Here is a 23069-nt window from a genome sequence, read left to right as displayed (position 1 = left end):
CTGCTTGTTTTTTCATAGTATTAGCATGAAACGCTTAATACTTCATTGTTTTTTAAATAGCGTTCAATCGCCTTTTTTATAACCGGAACATATCGCTCGTATTCTTGGCGATCTTCAAAATGAATTTGAGCACCTGTCAGCAAGGCAGACAGTTTTATTTCATTGGCATATTGTCGCTTATTATCTTGACTATTCCATATAGTACGATTTGTATATACTAATGCTTTCGCTTTTTTAAATATACTGTCCTCATATCCTAAAATTAAATTTGAACTATCAAGAAATTCAATTAGTTCGTCAATGTATTGAACACTGCCAGTTACTTTAAAAGATAAACTTGTCCCAGTGAAAATACCTTTATACACGTTGTCTATTCTAGTTGGTACAAGATTAATGATACTTAACACTCACTTTCTAAAAACGTACAGAAGGTCATTGGAATGTCCCCTCTGTATGCTACGCATTAATGGTAGATACAAAATGCTCGTAAACTGCTTTCGCTAATACTTTCGGTTGTGGCTGCGTATTTGAGTAGAACATTTTATATTTTGAATCTGATTTTCTTAGATGGGCAACTACTCGCCTAAACTGACCATGATTATTATGAGAATCTATAAAAACGATAACGTCAGCTTTATTAATTACTTTAATTGGTGTTGTATAGTTGCGCGGTGCAATTAAGATTAAATTTTTATTCGAAAAAGAATTACGAAGATTAGTATGTAGGTTATTATGACCGCCAATGACCGCGACATTTAATTCTTTAATCAATTCTATATAATCTTTATCGTCATGAACATCCGAAATCTCCTCCTCTATTTGGTCGGTTAATTCACGAATCTTAATGCCTTCAAGTTCTAGTTCAGCCATATCCAGTTCTTTATCCATTTCAAACTGCTCTTTCATTTCACGCACTTGTTCTTTATAGGACTGTATTTCATTGGTATGAGCTAAGTTTTGGTTATGAAGTGATAACTGGGCCTGACGTAATTGTTGTTTTAAATCATTTATTTCATTTTTTTGTCTTTCATTTACTTCATTTAACTTTTGAACTTCCTCACATGATGTATTATCCACTGAAGAAGTTTTGGACATGATAGAACGAGCCACATATTGAAATTGACCTTCAGCCAACTGGTTCATATGTTTATACAGGCAGAACTGAATCAATGCCTTAACAATTTCAATTTTATCTAATTCATACTCTTCCCACTCGTCAAATTCAAAGGCATCTTTTATATCCAATTCGATGGTTGTTACTTCTTTATCTACTAACGATAGGTTTACTCTAAACCATGAAGATTCAAAGTCATGGTTTAATGTGAAAATATCTGTAAAGGCTTCTAAATCTTCAATAGTTAGTGTTAAATCATTCAGTGTATAAATTAGATCCATATCGAAATAACTTAACATCAACTGACTATTCACATATCCCATATCGACAATTGGCGCTTCCGATTCAAGATTAAGATAGCTTTTGAAATAAGGTTCCATAAAGCTATTCAGCTTTTCAAGTAAAACTAATGCATTTATTTCACCGTTAATAAATCCCGATTTTTTTAACCATTGTTTGTATTTACTAGAGGAACTTAATTTATTTATTTCATCACCAGTAAGGTAAATTCCATTGATAAGTGATTCGAGCAAAAAGATGGTGCGTTTACTAACTGTATCGTGTTTATAATTAAGTGTATTTTTGATACTTCTACTTTTAGTAATTCTACTTTTGTTATTTCTGTCTTTTTCTTTAATCGCTTCATACAAAGCCTCTTTTGAAGTGACTAGTTCTTTAAAACTTGCATGGACATTTCTTGAAATCATATGGAAATCAATTAGTTCTCCTAGCGATTTCAACGATAAGATTACATCCACGTCCCGTTTAAAATGTTCTACAGCAGAGTCTATGTCTTTGTGAAAAAATTCGGTTTTACAAACTAATTCGTGGCATTCTTCCACCACTTTATTGGCTTTTTGTTGTCCTATGAACGTAAATAATAGGTTATAAATAAATAGATTATATTCCTCCACTTTAGAAACCATAAAGTTTGTATCTGATTTTAAAATGTATTGAGTATATTGATTAAATGTTTCCACAGTTAATTTTGGAAGTTGCTCTATGTATTTTATTGTGGATTTATATTTAGAATTTTTTAGAATCTCATAATATAGTTCTTCTAAATGCAATACAACATTTAGTCGATTTTTAGCATCTTTAAAATTATCTGTAACAATGCCTTCCGCTTGCAGCTTATTAATATAAGCCGTATTCAGCATACGTAATTTATAACTTTCCTTTAAATGAGTTCTTGAATTTATTAATTCATTACTCATGTACAATACGTCTGCCTCACTTTGCCCTATCCACTCTTTATATTTATCTATATAAATATCTAACAAATTAGTCTTATATCGAGCTTCCTCAAGCATTATTAAGTATTGCCCGGCCGCTAAATTTAAACCCGGATTATAATAAATAAACAAACTACTTTTCAAATCAATAGTTTGTGCAGCTATGACAGGTACACTGTGTAAATTCTTTTTAGATAAAATAAGATCAAATATATCTTTAAATAATTCTTCATAATTCATTTTGTTTGTTAACGTGGGCATAAATCAAATCCTCTCCCTTTTTAAATAAGCACTAATAACAGGACAAGACAAAATAGAAAAATTGATGTAAATAAAACTTTCTCCTTTTTAAAAGGCTTCTTAAAACGTGCTGCCAGAATAATCATCGCTAAAGCCATAGCTAATGACATCGATCCAAGTATTCCTATTAAAATAACAACTATTCCATTAATCATTTTCATTATTCCCTTCGGCTATAATCTTATACAATTATAACCAAATACCCTTATAAAAAAGATAGAACCGAAATAATTTGGAAAATAGAACAGCATTATACTTTCCAAATAAAGTTGTTTGAAACCGATAGAATGCTGTTTCGCTTCATCGTTTTTAAACAACTTTATTATTTTTTAAACGACTTTATTATCACTTCACAAAAGCATTTGCTTTGATTAGATACTTAAAAGCTTGGAAGACAATTTATTTGTGCATGTACAGTTTTGAGTACCAAAAGTCACTTTGCTTAATACTGCTAAGTCAATATTGACTATAATTCTAATATTAAATAGGTGTTGCTTTGTACAAGTAAAGCAAATTTAATCTTGATAATACTTCCTTTAATTTTATTCTCTTATAAAAATAAAGCTAGAACTTTCGTGATTCATCCTTTGTCACTTTGGCTATAAAAAAAGACCGCGCACTATGCTTTTACATAATGGCAGTCTCAGAATTGGTTTTATTTACTTTTCAGGTTGGCCGTAGTCTGTTCTTCTCTACTTTCAATTTCTTTTAATACATATGGAGCGCTTTCAAGTACAAATTTATATTGGCTGGCAGACTTAAAGCCTGTTGCTATATACCAATAGAAGACAATCATAAATATTTCAGGTAATAGTTTTACGCTAGTAAAGAATAGCCCATAAACAATCCCAATACTCGCAATCAAGATAAAGCTTAATGCTACTATCAGCTTTTTTGGCGCGGATAGACCACGTACCATTATTTGACCTGGAGCACGATTATATATGTTCTTTTTTATATAGTTCATTTTTAGAATGTGAATTGTAGCAATTGTACCGAATACAGCTGCAACCACAACAACGATTCCGCTAATAATAAGGCTCATGGTCCCTGATTCAAACCGCAATGCATTAAATATAGCCATATACAAGATAAGAGCCACCGCTGCCGCAACAAACTTTGACATACCGTAACGATGATTGTGTTCGTCCACTAAAAGGATCATGCTTTCAATAGCCGGTTCCTTATCCCAAGTTTCTTTTTGAATATCTTTTAATTTATATTTCGGTGATTTCTCATTAGATTTTTCAATTTGAACTTTTAATGAATCAAGAGCATCATAATTACGAAACATAGCGTGTTGGCTCCCCTTTTTATTAATATAATCAACTAAACGTACCATTCAAGTGATGTTCTTACAAATAAAGTTATACAAAAACCTTTGTTTTAAAAAAAATACCAAAAATATTAAAAAAGTACGAGAGTTTTTTAAAATTCTCACTTATAATGAGATTTGTATTGGTAATGAAACGCTATTGAGCGAGATTAGGCAATCGCTTATGGCAGTTCCATGTAGATTTTCCCTAAAATCTATGGCAAATTCTATTGAAGAAGCTCTTACACTGAAGTTCTCTGAAGTGTAGGAGTTTTTTCATTTGTTAGCGGTTCTTATACACTAAGCATAAATTAAAATTTGACTAATATAATTTACAATGATATAATTTTACCATTAACATTAAACGTAAAAACTTAACGATTTAAAATATATAAAAAATTAGAGAGTGGGAATTAACATGTTTACAGAAATGTTATGGTGGTACGGCGTAAAACACCAGTATGATTTACAGCGTGAAGCGGGCGCAGCAGGCTTCTTCGCCCTACTATCAGTTATTGGAATAGCATTAGGTTGGGATAGTATCTTTTATCCTTTGTTAGAAACTTTTAAAATTATTGATATGTTAGAGATCGGCGGTTTAATTGTACCTGAACGTGGAGGCATACATATCCAAAGCGCCATTAACATCTTAGCTTTCTTTGTATTCATTTGTTTATGTATCGGTATTCTTACAGCTTTACCAATGGCTATTGTATTAGTATTCTTTTCTATTTTAGGTTTAACAAATGAAAATTCACCAAAAGCGGTTCGCTTTATCATCGGTATGGTGTTCTTACCTTTCGTACTAATTGCATCACTCATTACTAAATTCTTACGTCTAATCGGAGTTATGAAAAAAGAAAACTCCTTTCAGGCATATGTTCATGGTAACGAGCAATTAAAAGAAGTGTATTACGGTGAAGGTAAAAAGGCTTCTTTCATTACAAAAAATGCAGAAGTTAATAAAGATGATTATTTTAAATTATATTCAGCTCAACAAGGTAACGCTTTACGTTATGAAGAGGTTTCATTAGAAGAAGCAACAAAGATTCTTAACAAAGCCGTTCCTTCTTTAGAGCGAAACGATGAATTCTTAGTTGGCTACCATGCAATGTACGAGCAATGGGTAATGTTATTCCCTAACCCTGTCCCTGTATTTGCATCGGAAACAATTTTAGATAAACGTCCCGAAGCTACACCTTTTAACTATGAAGAGTTATCAACTGCTCAATTGGCACACAAACTAAATCCGCATGCTCCAAAACCGAAATTTCATGTGCCGGCAACAGCAGTGAAAATTCAATATGACTATGTAGACAAAAAGATTATTTGTGGATTGCCGATGGACTCTTTCGCACAGGTTGCTTGTTTAGATAGTTTAAGTAAAATTGCAAAAATTAGCGGTTCTGATGCTAAAAAAATGTATGAAATCGCTATTCAAAAAGTAGGTGTACGTTCGCTTGTAAATAAAGCTCATACATATGCTTATCTTATCCCTTTAGCGTATCCAATGGAAATGAGTAAGTTCATGGATAACTCTTGTGTAAATAGCTATTATAAAGCACTACAAGACGTTCCTAACGTTCAATTATTGGCAGAAACATATAAAGACAGCGTAATTACTGAATTAGGCTCTAAATCTCGTAACGGTCATTTGTGGGCTAAAGAAGTTCTACACAACATGGAATCAAATTAACCAGGAGGAAATGATAATCATGGAATCAAATTTCGTTATTACAGTAGGTGCTGAATCCTATACATTGAGACAGTTGGAATTGGTCTTAGCACGTTTTTATAAAAATATCCGTATGAAATCTGCTACCCATTGGGATATGCACCGCGGGAAAATTAAAACGCCCATATATCCTACTTCTTCTGAACTTATGGAAATTTTCGGTACAGATAATTGGCAAGACATCTGTAAAATTTCAGAGAACAACTTTATGGAGTATAAATTTCAACACAAATTATCTGATTACTACGATGTTACAAAAGCTTTAAATAAAGAATTGCACAAACAGTCAGCTATAAACATTTTAACTCCTTACAAATACCTTTTAGAGAACAACAATGCAGAAGAATATAAAGAGAAGATTAAATATATACACGAAAAGGATGGTGTGCTCCTTCCTAGTGTTACCCGATTAGCAAAGCATTTTGGCTCATGGAACGCAGCTCGTGAGTATTTCGGTGTTGAAGAGACAAATAGTATTGGTCGTTCAGCTACTACATACGACAAAGAGGCTTTATTAAAAATATTGAAAGAAAGCGGCAGTAATTTAACAAGTTCGAACTGGAACAAGTTGGCTCCGGATTTGGGTTTACCTTCTCGACAAATCAGTATGAATATTTTCACACCGGATGAATTATACAAATACACATCCTACCGAAAAAAGTATACATCACAATATTTACTGGAAGTAGCATGGGAACATCGGGAACATTTTAAATTAAGTGTTCGAGCGTGGCGAGATTACGCTCACGAAAATAACTTACCAATCAAATCAACCTATTCTACAATTTGGGGCAACTCCATTGTTAATGCTGTAGTCGCTTACCTTAAATCAGATAACCCTACATTCGAAAAAATGAAAGAAATTGTAGGTGATATGTAATAATTTGCTATAAAGCGATAATAATATCGCTTTATGGCATTTTTTTTGATTAGACAAGGGAATTATACAATGTTTTTTTGTGAAATCATTTAATAACGGTTATTATTAACGTAGAACTACTTATTTTTTTGCAACTTTAGGGGGAACACATGAGCATTTTTACTAAATATACGCAGCTCCATGTTGATGCATTGGATGCTGAGAATAATGTCGTTGCCCTTGCACTTAGCAAGGTACTAGACGTTACAGAAACGCATTTAATTATTGAAATGCCTACCCGTTTTCAATCACAAATGCCTGTAACATTTAATGAAGCGGATTTTTCATCGCTTTTAATAAAGTTTGAATCTGCAAGCAAGATCGCCAACTCATTTATCGCTAAAACATTTGATGTAGTTGACCATGATGGCCAAAATGCTTTACGTATAGAACGACCGAAAAATCGTGATGTGGTTAAATTTAATCGCAGAAAAGGTACGCGTGTGCATATACCGAACCTCTTCCTTGATATACAAAATGCTTTAACTAGCCGAAAAGAGCGAGTAGAAGTAATCGACGCATGTTCGAAAGGTTTTATTACGATTAAAGCCAGTAAGTCATTCTTATATACCTTACGTGTTAATTCAACCGCAGCTGCAGGTTGTCAAAATGGCTTGATTAATCTGGATGGATCTTTCTTGTATGGTCACATGAAAACAGAAGAGCGAACTCCTGAAACATCACTCATTCCAGTTAAAAGTTTTAAAGTCGTAAAACAGTTTGATTGTGATAGTAATGTCAGCTTGCTGCTTGAATTAGATTACTCTACATATGAAAAGACATTGCTTGAATCTTTTATACTTGAAGCATTAACAACTCAATTGCTCGAAGATGCCATAAATTAATAGCTACATTTTAAAGGACGTTATTGGTTTTAAAGAGCCAATAGCGTTTTTTGTACAGATTTCTGAGAACAAATACGTCCTTAAAGGTTCAAGGTAATATCGTACAATTATGGTAATATAAATTTGTAAGGGGGACTTGTTAATGATCTATTTAACTATTATGTATATGTTTATGCTAACAGTAATCGTCAGTTCTATTGGTGGCTTTATTTTATATAAAATAAGTTATAAGAAGTTCTCAAGAACGCTTAGTTATGTATTGGGAGTCTATTAACTTTACTTCTAAGTATTCCATTGACAAAATTACTACTGTTTGGTGGTATCTGGTTTTATCATTTACCCATCTCATTGCTGGCATTAGTGGTATATATCTCATTCCTTATGTATTCCAGTAATAAAATTAAATTGATAAAGTGGATAGGAATAATTTCATTAATTTTGTTTATTGCTGCACATCTATATCTAATAATAATGTCTATCTACTAGGAGATAAAAAGCTCCTAAACAATCTTCAGGAATAGAATTTTTTAGATTGATGGTAGATACTTAGTTTGAAAGTTGAGGAGGAAGTAAATTGCTTAATTGTTTTAATTACGAACAAACAATAAAATCTCTTGAGCCAATCTTAAATACAAATAGGCAACAAATTATAAAATTTGTTGATTCAATAAGGTATAAAGTTAAGCATGAGGGATATTGGGTCTACAGTGGTTTAAGCGTAAAAGAAATTAAAGACTACTTTAAAATAGAACGTTTCAATTTTGAAAGTATTGCTGTACATCATGTTGCTGCTATATTGGATGAAGAAAGTTATAGAGAAAATGGAATAATGAGCTTGGGTAAACTATTAATTACTGAGAATAGTTTCTCTAATTTTTTTCATTCATTTGGTATCACCTTTAATAAAAATCCAAATGGCCAAGTAAAAATGTATAAAGATAATAAAGTCATTGGTACCGATTATACAGACCATCGTTTGAATAAAGATCAATGTATAAATGGTTTTTTATTAGGAGAAACAGCACTTACTGATAGAAATGTAGAACATATATGGTATTGTCCTGAATTGATTTCTCATATTGGTAGAGAAATACTAAATAGCGATAGAATGGAGTTTCAATGGAAGGAACAAGCTAAACCATCATTACTATCTTTTAAAGTAGAAATTGATTCAATTGATTCGACCTCATATGGTTATGGAAATATACCAATACATGAGAAACAAGAATTTTTTGTTTGTAAAGCAATCGAATATTTATTACATAAAAACACTCATTATCCATATGATAAAAATATGATTTTCTTAAAAGAAGATGTTTCTATTCCTCCTGAGAACATTATAGCTATTAATCGTATAAATAAAAGGGATGAATAGTAGGGTTATATACTCATTTAAAGGGCGCGGTTCTAGCGGTGAATTCTCCCCTATTTTATATGAATTAAAAATGGAAAGCCTAAAGTAAAGGGCTTTCCTTTTTCTTATAATTTAAATATTACTCGCTGTGGAAAGAAGTTTAATCTTTAATTGATTAGGACCCACGTCACCATCTCCAACCTCAACCCCTAAATATGTGAGCATTTGGTCTTCTATAATTAATTTGGTAACACTTGAATCTAATCATAAATATACATTATTGGAAAATCGCACTTTTATTGGTAATATGTACAGGTACATGTGAGGTGGTAGATTTGGAGAATAAGAATAATAAAACTAATACTCCTAATAATGATGGTTATGAAGGGTGCTTGAAAGGATGTCTAATAGTTGTTTTAGTATTAATTCTAAGTGTATTTTTATTGAAATCATGTTTTGATGCTATAGGAGACATACCGTCTAAACCCGTAAAAAGTGGAGACTTCAATTATGATGGCGAGGTAGATGTAAAAGATGCTGCTGAATTTTTAGAGTGGAAATCAAAACAGGATGACTAATATATTCTTAAAGAAGCGTATATAAAAATAGCCACGCAACAAACATGATGTAAGTTACGTGGTTCTTGCCAAAGTGACAAAGTACATATTTAATAATATCAGGAACCAACTATTTGAACAAATTTTTTCAAATCAGTTGGTTTCTTTGTTTATCAGTGTTTGTAAAATACTTATAATCGCAATTTAATAAAAAGCTCTATTCCGTTTCTTCTGCTGCTGCAATTATTACAACGTCTTTTAATTTCGTATTATTTTCATTGAAAGTAAAACTGTAGACGATTTCGGTTGGTCCAGCCACGACTTCCCCACCTAGTTCATAACTAATGTTTGCTCGAACTAAAAAGCGACCGTTTTCATTCATATAAATATCACTATCATTTAAAATTGTGAATTGACCATTTGTATTTTCATTTGTAACTTCTTGATCATATCCCGGACCAAGTAACCTACCATATACACCTTCTTCAGCGTATTTCTTTAATTCAGCCAAATACTCTTTTTGGTTGAGGTAATCTTCCTTTGAATAAAAGGCTTTTAAGAAATTATCAATTACTTTAAATTCTTGCCGGCTATCTATATATTCCATATTTACAACTTGATTGGCTTGAAGCTCCGCATAGTCTGCCGATAATTTTTCATACTTTTCATTTGTTGCCTCATACTTTAGATAATTTGATATTGCAAAATAGAGAATTGCAACTGTTGCAATTGCACCAACATACACTAGCCATCTTTTCATAAATTATTTTCTCCTTTCGAATAAAATTGCTATTAGCAGAATTGAAACTAACAACAAATTTTATTCAAAAATTACTGGACGAGCATATCCAACTACGCCCTTATTACTCCAGCCTTTGTCTAAATCCTCAATAACAACACCAATTCCAACTTTATAAGTGTGAAGCACCTTACCATTCCCTATGTATAAGCCAGCATGGTCAACTTTACTTCCGTTATAGCTCATTAGGTCAAAGTAAACAATGTCCCCAGGTTTCCGTTGTGAAGCGGGTACTTGATAGCCTTTTTTCTTCAACCAATCCCACTGATTATAAGATACACGTTCCCCAAATTGGAATCCGAGCTTACCGAAGCCCCAAATCATAAATCCAGTACAATCCATGCCGCTAGGTGTAATACCGCCAAGTTTATACGGTGCACCTTTTACAGAAGTCATTAATCTATAAAACTCATTCCAATCCGCATGAATCATATTCTTTTCATCCACTCTACCCTTAACGACAATTTCTCCCGTTTCGGTAACAGTGGCAGCATTTTTGATTTCATTGGCTTTATTCATTACTTTACTTACATATCCACTATCGTGGTTATAATTAAAAATAGCCTTCTGAGGATCTGATTTTATGCCACCCGAAACTAATAATTTTGCGGTTGTGAAAATGGCATCTTCAATGTCCATAGGATCGGCTTTACCATCACCATTTGCATCTACACCGTAGCCACCATATTTTTTGATTAAGGACGGGTTTACTAGGTCAGCTTTACTGATATTTCCCCTACCATTTGTCCCTTTACATGTAGGATTTGCCCAGCCCTGCCATGTGCAAGGCATGAACTGTGTATGTCCAACTGCCCCGGCCCACGATACATTTACGTTCGTCGAGAAGGTCGTTTCGATCCAATGCACTGCCGCTATGTAGTACCATGGAGCTCCATATTTTTTTTGAGCTGCAATATATATTGGTACATATTGAGCCGGTACATTACTACCAGGAATTACAGAAATATCATAACCAGCATACAAATCGGAGTAATCTGAACCGCCACCGTATGACCCTGAATAGTTCATATAACCGCCTGCTAAATTAAATAGCGCTTCAACCATTAATATATCGTCATGCTCAAATTCGAATGGTTTACTTGTTAAAATGGCTACTAAAGCTGAATAGTCTTCTACATAGTTACTCGCCAATTCAAACGTAAAATCCCTTGTATACGTGGTTGTAGTGACGGTATCTGTTTTTTCTTCCCCATCTTCTGTATATGTAACACTATGAGAAGAACTTGAACTTGACCAATCACTCCATGTACCTTCACCCGGATCGGTAGTCGTTGTACCATTCCATGCTTCAACTTTTGCTAAATAAGTTACTTCATTTTTATCAGTTCTCGTACTTGATGTATGACAGCCATCTCTATCACAAGTTACCGAATACGATTCCGTTTTTTCGGTGTATTTGTCATACTCAAACTTAGGTGCCAATTTCGTAATTACCGTTTTGGCGGCTTTTTTTGATTCTCTTTCCGATACCCCCATTGATTCATAAATTTGAAGAATAGCGTATGCTAACTCCGGAGGTACTGCATATTCTGCTTGTTCGGGTTTACTTGGATCAACAGTAGCTTCAGATTGCTCTATGATGTAATTTCGTAATTCAATTGCCCTTTCATCACCAAGCGTTTCATCGTCGCCCTCACTGAAGAATAAAGTAGTAGCAATATAAATGATAATTACCGCAAAAACTATAGCGAAAATAATTAACAGATAAGGGCTTAGTATAGTTAGTAAAAATGACACGATTGACTTTACTACTGCAATTGCCGCGTTTGCTACGGCTTTAGCAGCAACTTTCGCAGCCTTTTTTACGGCTTTCCTTGCAACCTTTTTCCCCTTCTTTTTGGCGGCCTCTTTTGCTTTATCTACTAATATATTACTTTGTTTTTCTTCTTCCACTTATCTATTTCACCACCAACTTAAAAAAATACATATAATTTGAGGACTCCTATATTAAATAAGAGTCCTCAAAATTTAATCAGAATGCTTGTCCCTGTGGGCTTCGTACTTCATCTAATTGTCTACGACGATTTACATTTCGTTGTGCATGTTCATAAGTACGAGATTTCATTAAATGACTGAAATCTACTTGACCTAAAACATAATCTTCCGTGCCTTGTTGAACGCTTGCTTGACCTACACTGTTAGGGATATTTACATTCCCTTTCATTTGAGGTTGTTGTGAAGCAATTACTTGTTTCACAGTTTGCGTTACAACGTTTGGTACTGCATTTGTTGTTTGACCGTTTGCGTCTTCCACTTCAAGTACATTTACTTTAGCTTGGTTGACTTGTCGAACAATATTTTGGCCATTCGGAGAACTTACAGTTTGTGTTTCCGTTACATTTGCTACAGATTGGCGTAAAGTCGAAACAACCCCTTTAGCACCAATTGGAGCACCCGATGGACCAATTTCTACATTTGATTGTGGTACTGCTATTTGACCTGCTGAATTTACTTCAACAGGAATTGAAATACTTTGGTTATTTGACATACGTGCATCACCTTTTGTAACAGGAGATACGCGGTATGTTTGACCGCCACTATCGGCAGTTAAATATTGTTGTCCTTTATCAATTACTACTTGAACGTTTGATAATTGCCCACTTTGAACCGCGCTAGCTAAGTCCTCAGTGTGATATGTGCCAGCGTCCACTCGTTGTTGAAGTGGAGGGGCAACAGGACGTGAAACATGACCATGAACAGGTGAAGAGGTTGCTCCACCAATTAATGCCATTGGATTTTGTACATCGTGCTGTACTGGAATACGAGCACCGCCCGAATCCATTTTATAAGTAGAAACTCCAGTATTACCTACCTTAGCGATCTCCATTGTTGAACCATCGCTTGAAGTCATATCTTGATAAATTACTTCACCTTTTTTAAGTGATTCAGAACCGGCACCTATACGTGATACAGTTCTTGTTTCGCCCGATGCTGTACGAACTTGTACATAACTACCGTCACGAGTTGTTACTTGTTTAATTGCACCTGGAGCAACTTGCATATTGCCGTTTTCATCTTGTACTTTATGGGCCATTTGAATAATTTCTGATGCTGATGAAACTTGTGCTTGAACAGCGTTACCTAACCCTGTTCTAGTCATAACACCTAATGCACCGCCTTGAGCCATTTCCATACCTCTACGACCTAGCAATACACCGCCCGCAAATCCTGCTGATTGAGTAATAGCTTGCTGTGCTTTTACTGCATCGCCACCATAGTTAGCGACAATTTGTTGGCTTGCTGCTTGACTTGCACTTGATACGGCATTTCCGAATGTATTCATCATATTACCGTTCGTAGCCATACCTGTTGTAAATGCTTCTTTACCTGCACCTAGCGCACTTGAAAGAACAGCTGTACCATTTTTAAGTGCTTGCATATCTTGTGCGTAAGCACCTTTAACCATGTTTCCGAAGTTTTGTGCTGTAGCCTGTAATCTACCTCCAGACGTATCAACACTTTTTCCAACAAGGCTATTTTCAAAGCCTTTTGTAGCAAATGGTTGTAAGTTTTTAGCCATTGTAGAAGCTTCAACTTGTTTCCATGATGCTTGTGCTTGTTCCATTGTTGCTCCGCCAGCCATTGCACTTTGAATATGAGCATTTTTGTCTTGCTCCGTTTTCGCAGCTGCAATACTGTTCGCAATTAATGGCATGTTCGGTTTACCCGCACCGTCAAACATTTTGGCACCTGAAACGTGTGCCATCGCATTACTTGCAGCACTTGTTAAGTTGCTTGTATTACCCGCACCCGCATATTTTGAAGCCGCTGCCCCCATAAAGGTAGCAAGTCGTTCCTTATCAACTTCACCATTGATTCCGTTGTCACGAGCGAATAATTCACCATCTTTTGCAAATGATTCTTGCATAGATGCTTTCTTATCTCCAAATGCTTTTTGAGCACGTTTGTTATAGCTACCCATACTTTCCTTAGCATCACGTGGGTTGTTAGCTTTCCAATCTGACATAAATGCGTCTTTATTATCCGCACTCCATTGGTCAGCCATTGCAGATGCCGCAGTTTGTGTAGCATTCTGAGCATTACTCATGTTGCCAGCAATCATTTTCGCTTGTGCCATCGTATTACCGGCATTCGCTTTAAATTGTTGAGCTTTTTGAGCAACGATATTACTGTATTTTTGATCTAACTCTTGTTGTGAAGCAGTAGGGAAACTTTCACGCAATTGTTTCATCGTTGCTTCTTTATGTTGGTTACCCCATGAGGCAGCCTCTTGATCGGCTATCGCATTCGCGACATTCGCATCACCATTAGTTCGAGCATCATTTAGAGCATCCAAGCCCTCTTTTGCTCCTTTGAAACGTGAGGCAACTTTTGAACCCCCAGCATAACCAACTCGTCCAGCTAAACCACTTACAGCTCCGGTACCCTTAGAACCTATTTCAGCACCAGCAATCGCAGCAATCGGACCCATTGGAGAACCGGCTAATGACCCAGCTATACCACCAACAGCTTTACCGGCTTTCGAAGCAATTTCACCGGCTTTTAACATGTTCATGTTTTTAGCTGAAGCAAACGCAGACTCAGCAGCACGACCACCCGCATCTTTTAATGCTTCTCCAACACCTTTTCCGTCTTTAATATCTTTACCGATTTTTTTAGTACCATCTTTTAAGCCTTTCAAGGCAGACATAACACCTTCGCCGCCAATAGCTCCTTTTACGGCTCCAGCCATACCACCGAGTGCAGCCATACCCATCATGGCTCCCGCTTTATTAAGACCGCCAACCATATTTCCACCCATTCCTAGCAAACCACGAATTTGCTCTGAAATTGGAATGAAAATGATATACACGATAAGTGCACCAATTAGTCCACTACCTGAATTACTTTCAGTTATAGAAACAACAGCGACAAGCCAGAAAACAAACGCATGTATACTCTGCACAAATATAGTCCCGGTTAATTCTTTGAGCCACGTCATAGTGATACTTTTCCATTGTGGGAACATCCAAAAGACTACCATTAGTGGACCAATACTCATTAAGATTAATAGCGTTACCCGTCGCATTAAATAATAGAAATTCGCCCAAATTCCAAGTCCAAATATCACAAAGTTTATTAATATTTTTCCTATAAATCCTTTGACCGTACTAAATGTTTCATCTTCTGCAAGTGCTAAGTCTCCGTCTTCATCATCGCCCGAACTCCATATAGCATTATTGATGTCAAATATCCCATCTTTTAACTTGTCATCAAATATCCCAACGATTGATTCATTTACTTGGAATAAAACAGTGTAAAATGTAGGTAAGAATATAAACGCCAGGCCGACAATAATTAGTTCCTTTGTAAATTCGATCATTTCATTACGTTTGCTCGCACTTTTTGATGAACTTGCAATACGCATACCCGCTACGACAATGAAGCCTACAAAGAATACAGCAGCTAAGGTCAGTATGGTGTAATATAAAGGAAGAAAGCCATAGGATAACTCGGTTTCTGTAAAAACCCCCCAGTAAACATTCGCTCCATTCCCACCAATATCACCAAAGATTAATTCGTCTATTGTATAGACGTCTGCAAATGGCCACATTATACTGTCAAAAATCTTCTGTATCAGTCCGCCGATAATATCCGCGATTTTACTTGATATAGTATCAAACAAGGTTACTTCTACCTCCTTTCTTAAAAGTCATGAATCAATATTTCTACTGATATACTTTTTGGTAGAACGAGCGTTGTTTACGTCGTTCTGCAAGTACCGCAGCATTTGATTCGATGAAGTTTAGTTCTTCCTCTGATGGATCGGTTCTTAAATGCACCGATGATTTACCTACGCGTAAGATGCCCTCACCTTTTTCGGGATTCTCGAATAGTAAAGCCCTCTCACCACGCGTTAAATTGAAACTTTCTTCAATTAATGATAAATCCACCTGATTCTGTTGGAAGAATAAGTTGGTATAAGTGTTTTGTAATACCCCACGAGCCTTTTTCGATTGTAAAATCCTCACAAAATCCTGAGAAGCGATTCGGAAACCGCAGTTACGTTTTCTGGCACGTCGAGCTAATTTTTCTGCGAATGAAACGGTTTGATCATTATCGACCATCGTCCAGAATTCATCCGCATAAACAATTTTCTTTTTTATTTCATTTTCTGAATTTTTTACGAAGTATTCCCATAGGTAGTTAAGGATAACGTGATATGCTACAGGTCTTAAAAAGCCTTCTTCCATATCTTTTAAGTTAAAATTAACTAAGCGAGTTGTATGTATATCAACATTTTCTAACTCTTTCCCGAAATACGTTTGTCCGTCAAAAATCGGTTTTGAACCATCTTTTAAGAATGGGCGAATAGCTGCTAACAAACGTAAGCAATTTTCTTCTTCACTAAAACGCTCACTTAAATAGTTATAAACATCGCTAATAGTTGGCTCCGGTTTTTTAACATCAACTTGATTAATTAATCCATCTTTTACTAATGGCTTTTGCGTATATAATGTTGATGGATGCGTACCGAACATAAAGCGCGGGTCCTCTGTATAAAGGTATTTCAACGCTTCTTCTAGGAAGTTACGTTCAAATACAGTAAGTCCTTCGCCCTCTTGGTTTTTACCGCGACAAATTATATCGAAGAACTCTGTTACCTCGTTGATTTTTTCACGAATCGGCACAAATTGTATGTACATTTGACCGTCACGCTCTATAAGTACACGATCCTCACTGTTTTCTAATTCGTCTAGTTCCTCGTCTTCCTCATCATAAGGAATCGTTGAAACGTTGATTGCTAAAGGATTGATACGAATTTTACTTTCTTCAGAAAGAGAAATGTTAATCCCACCTAAGCGTCGAACTATCTTGAGAAATTCGCCCTCAACGTCTATTAATCTTGAATATACGTTCATTCCTGTTGTTTCACGAGCTAACAATAGTTTCATAGCAATCGACTTACCCGAACCCGAAACACCCAGAATCGCCATATTATAATTATCTGGACGATTTTCAGGAGTACCGAACGCATTGTAAAATTCTTTTTGTCCTGTACGTTGATTAATACCAATTGGAATACCGCCATTAAATTTACCGCTACCACTGATAAACGGTGCAAATGTTGATAATGCTCGACGGTCAACATTACGCATTGAATCTGGAATTTCATTTTTAGAAAGCGGTGTTGCAGAACGGAAGCCCTTCTTTAAGCGTCCCCATGTAGAAACCATTTTAAAGAATAAGCCCGCCATGTTATCCTCAACAAATTCGCTGTACTTATCTAATTGGCGCTTTTCATCGGCATATAACATACCGACTACACCCACATGGTAACTATCATTTTCACTAAATTGAGTTTCATCTGCTAGAATCTCGTTGTCCTCAATTTTCGTTTGCAAATCGCGTATCTGATCTTGATTTCCTCGTTTAATTTGGAAATACAAGTTTGATTTCAAAATCGTATTTTGTTTTTGTAACATACGAATAGCAGATGATTTTGGGATTTTTTGAATATCCAGCATTACATCGCATTCGCCACTACTTGTTAAGTTAGACAGCCAGTTAGTACGTAATTTTCGTGGCCATCCATCACGCGGGATATAAAACGGTCTGAAATGCGTAAGTGTACCCAACGACTGTTTCATGACACCTGTATCCGCATCTTTATCTAAAATGCCGACACCTTCAGGAGCAATAACGTCCCAAAAATCTGCTTTCATATCCATAAATGGCGTTGATTCTACTTCTTCCTCTAATTCAACTTTTCTCTTACGTCCACGTTTCCCTTTAACATTCACCTTTTTTGAAACCTTTTCAGTATTAATTGTTTCAATTGAAGCGTCTTTAATAGGTACGTCATTGTTGATATTGTTGATAGATTCCTCTAAAGCAGCGCCATTTTTATTTTTTTTCTTAGGATTTGAACCTTTTGATTTAATAAACGGCATTTAATCACCTTTCAGAACTAATAATGGATTGTGCTTATTTTTATGCTTCGTCGCTATTACGACTTGCTTGTTTTTCAGTTTGCGTAAATTTATCAATCTCAGCTTTTGTACGCACAATACGTTCGGGAGATTGATCGGCGGTTGAGTAAATCGCTAATTTTTCTTGGCGCTCCAAATCACGATAACGGTTTTTAATAGCTTTACGACGGTTGAAGGCATAATAAATAACTTCTGTAATCCCATCGTTTGTTAATAAGCTAACTTCCATTTCACCACGTCGTAATTGTTGACGCGCTGCTTGCACACGACGCGTAAGCTCGTTAAATGCCTTTTCAAGAATACGTTCCTCTAAATCGTCCTCATTATCTAAACGAAGGTCTTTCACTTCCACCTTATAGTCGAATAAAATGTATCGTTTAGTTTCATAACGCGGTTGCGATTTTTGCCATTGTTCTAAGTCTTCAATCATATTTAATGCAAATTCATAAGCGGCACTGTTTAAATCTTCTGCAGCTTCAATTTGATTTGTAATTTCTTCGATTGGTTCAGTTAAATCAACAAAACGGTTTTGTAAATAAATACGAACTGGATAATTAATAGAAGCTAACCATGTTTCAAATGCAATATCTATTACCTCTTGCTCTTCTGGATCACGTAGGAAATAGTTTACCGGCTCAACTTCTGCAAACATCGTAAACTCATTGTCCGAGTAACGTAACATATGGTCTTGAACACCAATTACATTTGGAAACATCTCTTGAAACGGAGTAGATTCTTGTTCCAATAAAGCCTCTTTTTCTATTTGTGCTTTCGACATTTTTTTAGCATCGGATGCTTTCGTGCCCTTTTTGTTTACAGTGTTACTCTTTACTTTTTTATCTTTCCAGGGAAGGATCGGTTCTTTTAAAACTATCCTTGAAAACACCCAACCGCCAGCGAGTAAACCGAGTATCAGTAATACGTCTGTCATCTATTCAATCTCCTTAAATTCTTCTGCTCGTCCTTTTCTCCATATACCTAAATTCGATTTCCGTTGGAATTTTATTAACAGGTAATAATCTCGATTCATATTATATTTTGCGACGGGTGCAAAGCCTAAGAAGATCACAATAGCCAATACAGGTAATGCAGCTATAATACTTACAATAATCGCAGGAATAATACCGGCAATTGCAAACACGAGTTTCGCGAGTGGTGGAACATAAGCATATATAGTTGAACCGCCTAATATTAAGTAAATAAATTGCCTTGTTGATACGACTCCCATTAAGTTTTTCTGCTCGGAAGACATATCAATAGGAACATTCGCACTTCTCACAGTGAATTCACCCCTTTCAATATGTCCGTTATATAAAAGCACTCCCCGTCATTTAAACGATGGAGTGCTGATAGAAAGTACTATACCCCCTATAGGTTTACAGCCCAACCTGCGATCGTGTAAGCTTTATAAATTACATAAACACCGATACAAGCTACACCAATAGCTGCTAAGCCACCAGTACGTTTTTGAGGGTTACTACCTGAGCCAGCTAATAACATACCGCCAATAATAATCCAAACAACCGCCCATAATGCACCGATACCCATGATTAAATAGACAATTTTAGTAAGACTGCCCATAAGACCGTCTGTGCTATCGTCTAAATTCCCTTTCGTAATACCCGCATTTTTAAGTGCTTCTGCTTCATCGGCAAACGCTGGCATAATTGCTCCAAAGTAAATTGAAGACATTAGTGCTGAACTTGTTGCAACTTTACCTTTCATCGAGTTAAAGAATCCTTTTTTCGGCTCTTTAGCTTGTGAAGAGTTTGCATCAATAACATTAGCGATATTCTCTTTTAACTCTGCAATATTCATTGCTTCTCACAACTCCTTATTTATTGTTTAAAAACTTGTAGCCCAGCCGGCTATTGCATATGCTTTAAAAATTATGTAAACACCAACACATGCTAAAAGGATTGCTCCTAATCCAGCGGACCTTTTTTGTGGGTTACTTCCTGAGCTTGAAAGTAACATGCCACCTATGACGATCCATGCCACAGCCCATAACAAACCAATCCCCATGATTAGATAGACTATTCCAGTCAGATCTTCCATAACTTCGGCTGAAATAAAACTGTTCTTACTGAAGCCGTTTTCTTCGAGTTTACTAGCAGCAGCATTCGCCGCACCTACTTTAAAAGTGAGCACTAGATACATGGAGGTCATAAATGTACCGACAACACCTATTTTTTTAGAAAATGCACTTGCATTTTTACTATCATTTATCGGTGAAACGTGTACAAAGGGGTTTTTTTTTTCAAATCTTTCACCTCCGCTTGAAAAATAGGTACAAAAAAATACCCCACTTCGAGTACATAGAGAAACAGAAATAAACCTAAATACATATAGGTTCTGTTTATATACTCAAAGTGGGGTATTCCCATCTTTATAATATGAAAGCTACACACGGGCATACCTGTTCGCTTTATTTATATATGTCATTATATAAAACTCTTTCAATCTTAACAAGTCAATTTTATAATTTGCAAACTTATCAGTCCTTATAACAGAGTTGTATAAAAAAAAATTAATAAGCGAAAAATCCATACTTCTCATATTAAATTGAAAGAATCATGGTACTCCTCTTCTAAATCAGCAAAACGATCCTTCCAGATAATTTTTGTATACCATTCACCTTCTCCATCGAAGAATATTGTATTATATGCAATAACGCCTATTCCTTTTATGTTATAGTCTTCCTGTAACTGACTGTAAATAGACAACAAATCATAATTAAGCTCTGAAATTAAAACTTCTATTTGCTCAGGATATTCCTTAATTTGTTCAATTTGTTCATTATAGAAATCAATCGTACCTATTATAGAATTATAAAGACTGACATCTAGGTAATCTTTTTTTAATTCTACAAAATCATCGCAATTACATATTGAAACAATTTTATATTCTGTAAAATTTTCATTTTCATGTAAAATCATTATATTATATTTAATTTCTGAACAGCTTTCGCATTTTAATTTCTTTTGAAGTTTTATTGTTTTTTTACTTATATTCCAAAGATAATTAAATTCTGCTTCAGCATCTATTATAATATTTTGTTGTTCTAACTCCATTAGATTTTCAAAATTATTACTCGCATTCTTACTCCAATTAAAAGAACCAATCAGAATTTTTTTTCTATCTATAATACAAAATTTATGATGCATATAGTTCGACTTATTAAACATACGAATTTTTTTAATTTTTACTCCTGATTGAATTAACCTATTAATACACTTATTATGCCTGTTATTAATAAAATCATCATTTACAATTATTTTTACTTTTACACCATTGTCCACTAACTTCTTAAAAATACACTCATAGAAATCAAAGTTTAACCATGCAACTGCTATCAACACTTTTTTTTCCGATTTCATTAATGCATTAATAATTATTTGCTGATGATTATTGAAATGAATTTTACTCATAGTCTTTATTCTCCCCCTAAATAAAAAAGCCCGTTCACTTATATTGATTATAAGCGAACAGGGTTTTATGTTTATAGATATAGACAGCTTTTTTAATCGAAAATTTATTGAAAACATTGGAACTGAGGACGTATTTTTTGATGCAATGCGTCATCTAGTCCTTTCGTTGACTCTGTATTCGGCCATAGAGCTGCATAAACTTCATAACCTTCTTCTACTAAATGATGTAACATTGCTTTGTATTGAGCTGCAACTTTATCATTCGTAATTGCATCCATATCAAACGCGATATTTACACGTTTAGCTTCTACCGCCTTTAATGTTGGTAGCAATGTTTTCCAAGTGTTTACACCGGGAACCGCAAGCACTACATCACCAACCGTTTCAATTTCGTCTGCAAATGCCTCTGAAATTAAATCGACAGCAATATCTGCTTTTAGCGCTCCTTCGGTTACCCAAACTGCATCGCTTTTAATATTAACTAAATATTCTTCTGCATTCATTTGAGCCTCGGCTAATTTCTCGTACTCTTTTAATTTATAAGTTGGCACAGCTACATGTACAGGTAGTGGTGAATCTTCTGTTGCTGCAGGAGTACCATAATTATAATTTGCTGATGAAAGCCAAATATATCGTTGCGACTTTTCCAGCTTAATAGAAGTGTGTTTCTCCCTTTTTGTAACCGTTGCTGATTGCCCTACTTCTAAACGAAACTCTTTAATAATTTCACCGTAATCCAGCACTTGAATTAAGTTTGGTTGTTCTTTGATACGAACATGTAAACCTTTGAAGTTTGTTGGATCGGCGGAAACCTTGCTTTTAACTTCTGTTGTCCGAATTTGAAAACCTGTAATCTCCATATGTTCATTACGATAAGGAATTAAAATACCGTCATGTTTCACTAAATCCCATTGATTCTCTTTGTTAAGGTAAAGACCTGGGAAACCGATAGCTACTTTTTCACTTTTAAAATCTGAGTGATTATATAGTTCAGTTCCTAAAAGCGCCTTTGCCCCTTCAATTGAATCTGGATATGAGCGATATTTACGAAGTAAAACAGTTTCTTGCGATAATCCGCGCCCTTTAAATAAGTGATCACAATGTGTCTGATTGACTTTTAGTGTGCTAAGAAATGCTCTATAGCGGGAATCTAATAAGTTAATCGGAGCTTTCTTGCGATTTTTATTTGTATTTGCTTTAACACCTGTCACTTTTACTCCATTTTCTAAATGGTGTACATATGATACGTTTTTATCACTAAATTTAATTGGTGATTCCATACGAGTACAAATTACTGTAGTGCCATCATCCTTCACCATACAGTTTCCTGTTTTGCCACATACGAAGCAAGGGGCTTTATAAAATTCATAGAATGTGTGCTTATTTTTATCAGTAAATGCTCTACGTAAATATGAAGTATCTAAAGTCGTCATTATTTTATTCTCTCCTTTAATTTAAGTGACCGCGCATCTTTACCTCGATCACTTCACCTTATTATTAATTTTCGTTT

At 35.1% G+C, this 23069-nt stretch carries 18 protein-coding genes; 5 read left to right on the top strand and 13 right to left on the bottom strand.

Annotation, left to right across the window (positions count from 1 at the left end; genetic code table 11):
- Positions 1 to 20 precede the first annotated feature (20 nt).
- The 3 genes from ACQKN3_RS14365 to ACQKN3_RS14355 form a co-directional block, all read right to left on the bottom strand.
- Complete coding sequence (locus ACQKN3_RS14365; protein ID WP_427712528.1) at positions 21 to 365, bottom strand: hypothetical protein; 345 nt, start codon at positions 363 to 365, stop codon at positions 21 to 23.
- 91 nt (positions 366 to 456) lie between these two features.
- The gene (locus ACQKN3_RS14360) at positions 457 to 2610 is read right to left on the bottom strand and encodes a hypothetical protein (protein WP_427712525.1); all 2154 of its coding nucleotides are present in this window, start codon (positions 2608 to 2610) and stop codon (positions 457 to 459) included.
- A gap of 694 nt (positions 2611 to 3304) precedes the next feature.
- Positions 3305 to 3991 (bottom strand): hypothetical protein, encoded by a 687-nt coding sequence (locus tag ACQKN3_RS14355; RefSeq protein ID WP_427712522.1) that lies wholly within the window; start codon positions 3989 to 3991, stop codon positions 3305 to 3307.
- Between the two features lie 391 nt (positions 3992 to 4382).
- Here ACQKN3_RS14355 and ACQKN3_RS14350 point away from each other — a divergent pair, with 391 nt between their 5' ends.
- The 5 genes from ACQKN3_RS14350 (at position 4383) to ACQKN3_RS14330 (ending at position 9395) form a co-directional block, all read left to right on the top strand.
- On the top strand, positions 4383 to 5660 hold the full coding sequence (locus tag ACQKN3_RS14350; protein WP_427712519.1) for a hypothetical protein: 1278 nt from the start codon (positions 4383 to 4385) through the stop codon (positions 5658 to 5660).
- Between the two features lie 19 nt (positions 5661 to 5679).
- Positions 5680 to 6579, top strand: coding sequence for a hypothetical protein (locus ACQKN3_RS14345; RefSeq protein ID WP_427712516.1), 900 nt, complete (start codon positions 5680 to 5682; stop codon positions 6577 to 6579).
- Between the two features lie 149 nt (positions 6580 to 6728).
- Positions 6729 to 7463 carry a hypothetical protein gene (locus ACQKN3_RS14340; protein ID WP_427712513.1) on the top strand — a complete coding sequence of 245 codons (735 nt, stop codon included), beginning with the start codon at positions 6729 to 6731 and terminating at the stop codon, positions 7461 to 7463.
- Positions 7464 to 8037: 574 nt separating this feature from the next.
- Entirely contained in the window at positions 8038 to 8838 is an 801-nt protein-coding gene (locus ACQKN3_RS14335; protein WP_427712511.1) for a hypothetical protein, read from the top strand.
- A 314-nt stretch (positions 8839 to 9152) separates the two neighbouring features.
- Positions 9153 to 9395, top strand: a complete 243-nt coding sequence (locus ACQKN3_RS14330; protein ID WP_427712508.1) for a hypothetical protein — start codon at positions 9153 to 9155, stop codon at positions 9393 to 9395.
- Positions 9396 to 9591: 196 nt separating this feature from the next.
- On the opposite strand, the gene ACQKN3_RS14325 is transcribed toward ACQKN3_RS14330, so the two are convergent.
- The 10 genes from ACQKN3_RS14325 to ACQKN3_RS14280 all read right to left on the bottom strand — a co-directional run bounded on the left by ACQKN3_RS14325 (position 9592) and on the right by ACQKN3_RS14280 (position 22992).
- Positions 9592 to 10134: a hypothetical protein gene (locus tag ACQKN3_RS14325; RefSeq protein ID WP_427712506.1), complete on the bottom strand. Its 543-nt coding sequence runs from the start codon at positions 10132 to 10134 to the stop codon at positions 9592 to 9594.
- Between the two features lie 60 nt (positions 10135 to 10194).
- Complete coding sequence (locus ACQKN3_RS14320) at positions 10195 to 12087, bottom strand: NlpC/P60 family protein (protein WP_427712504.1); 1893 nt, start codon at positions 12085 to 12087, stop codon at positions 10195 to 10197.
- A gap of 79 nt (positions 12088 to 12166) precedes the next feature.
- Positions 12167 to 15820 carry a type IV secretion system protein gene (locus tag ACQKN3_RS14315; protein WP_427712501.1) on the bottom strand — a complete coding sequence of 1218 codons (3654 nt, stop codon included), beginning with the start codon at positions 15818 to 15820 and terminating at the stop codon, positions 12167 to 12169.
- 43 nt (positions 15821 to 15863) lie between these two features.
- Positions 15864 to 18089: a VirB4 family type IV secretion system protein gene (locus ACQKN3_RS14310; protein ID WP_427712499.1), complete on the bottom strand. Its 2226-nt coding sequence runs from the start codon at positions 18087 to 18089 to the stop codon at positions 15864 to 15866.
- A 40-nt stretch (positions 18090 to 18129) separates the two neighbouring features.
- Positions 18130 to 19059: a hypothetical protein gene (locus ACQKN3_RS14305; protein ID WP_427712497.1), complete on the bottom strand. Its 930-nt coding sequence runs from the start codon at positions 19057 to 19059 to the stop codon at positions 18130 to 18132.
- The gene (locus tag ACQKN3_RS14300) at positions 19060 to 19407 is read right to left on the bottom strand and encodes a PrgI family mobile element protein (RefSeq protein ID WP_427712495.1); all 348 of its coding nucleotides are present in this window, start codon (positions 19405 to 19407) and stop codon (positions 19060 to 19062) included.
- A gap of 89 nt (positions 19408 to 19496) precedes the next feature.
- Positions 19497 to 19946, bottom strand: coding sequence for a hypothetical protein (locus ACQKN3_RS14295; RefSeq protein WP_427712492.1), 450 nt, complete (start codon positions 19944 to 19946; stop codon positions 19497 to 19499).
- Positions 19947 to 19973: 27 nt separating this feature from the next.
- Positions 19974 to 20297, bottom strand: coding sequence for a hypothetical protein (locus tag ACQKN3_RS14290; RefSeq protein WP_427712490.1), 324 nt, complete (start codon positions 20295 to 20297; stop codon positions 19974 to 19976).
- A gap of 386 nt (positions 20298 to 20683) precedes the next feature.
- A complete protein-coding gene (locus ACQKN3_RS14285; protein ID WP_427712487.1) occupies positions 20684 to 21559 on the bottom strand; it encodes a phospholipase D-like domain-containing protein in 876 nt (291 codons plus the stop codon).
- Positions 21560 to 21663: 104 nt separating this feature from the next.
- Positions 21664 to 22992 (bottom strand): DUF3854 domain-containing protein, encoded by a 1329-nt coding sequence (locus tag ACQKN3_RS14280; protein WP_427712484.1) that lies wholly within the window; start codon positions 22990 to 22992, stop codon positions 21664 to 21666.
- Positions 22993 to 23069 lie beyond the last annotated feature (77 nt).

Source organism: Solibacillus sp. NPDC093137 (assembly GCF_050280445.1).
Lineage (GTDB): Bacteria > Bacillota > Bacilli > Bacillales_A > Planococcaceae > Solibacillus > Solibacillus isronensis_B.
This window is presented reverse-complemented; position numbering and strand designations above follow the sequence as displayed.

Coding starts and splice junctions, on each gene's coding strand:
- ACQKN3_RS14360 (WP_427712525.1), bottom strand. CDS start 2,610: ATGCCCACGTTAACAAACAAAATGAATTATGAAGAATTATTTAAAGAT.
- ACQKN3_RS14355 (WP_427712522.1), bottom strand. CDS start 3,991: ATGGTACGTTTAGTTGATTATATTAATAAAAAGGGGAGCCAACACGCT.
- ACQKN3_RS14350 (WP_427712519.1), top strand. CDS start 4,383: ATGTTTACAGAAATGTTATGGTGGTACGGCGTAAAACACCAGTATGAT.
- ACQKN3_RS14345 (WP_427712516.1), top strand. CDS start 5,680: ATGGAATCAAATTTCGTTATTACAGTAGGTGCTGAATCCTATACATTG.
- ACQKN3_RS14340 (WP_427712513.1), top strand. CDS start 6,729: ATGAGCATTTTTACTAAATATACGCAGCTCCATGTTGATGCATTGGAT.
- ACQKN3_RS14325 (WP_427712506.1), bottom strand. CDS start 10,134: ATGAAAAGATGGCTAGTGTATGTTGGTGCAATTGCAACAGTTGCAATT.
- ACQKN3_RS14310 (WP_427712499.1), bottom strand. CDS start 18,089: ATGCCGTTTATTAAATCAAAAGGTTCAAATCCTAAGAAAAAAAATAAA.
- ACQKN3_RS14305 (WP_427712497.1), bottom strand. CDS start 19,059: ATGACAGACGTATTACTGATACTCGGTTTACTCGCTGGCGGTTGGGTG.
- ACQKN3_RS14295 (WP_427712492.1), bottom strand. CDS start 19,946: ATGAATATTGCAGAGTTAAAAGAGAATATCGCTAATGTTATTGATGCA.
- ACQKN3_RS14290 (WP_427712490.1), bottom strand. CDS start 20,297: ATGACCTCCATGTATCTAGTGCTCACTTTTAAAGTAGGTGCGGCGAAT.
- ACQKN3_RS14285 (WP_427712487.1), bottom strand. CDS start 21,559: ATGAGTAAAATTCATTTCAATAATCATCAGCAAATAATTATTAATGCA.
- ACQKN3_RS14280 (WP_427712484.1), bottom strand. CDS start 22,992: ATGACGACTTTAGATACTTCATATTTACGTAGAGCATTTACTGATAAA.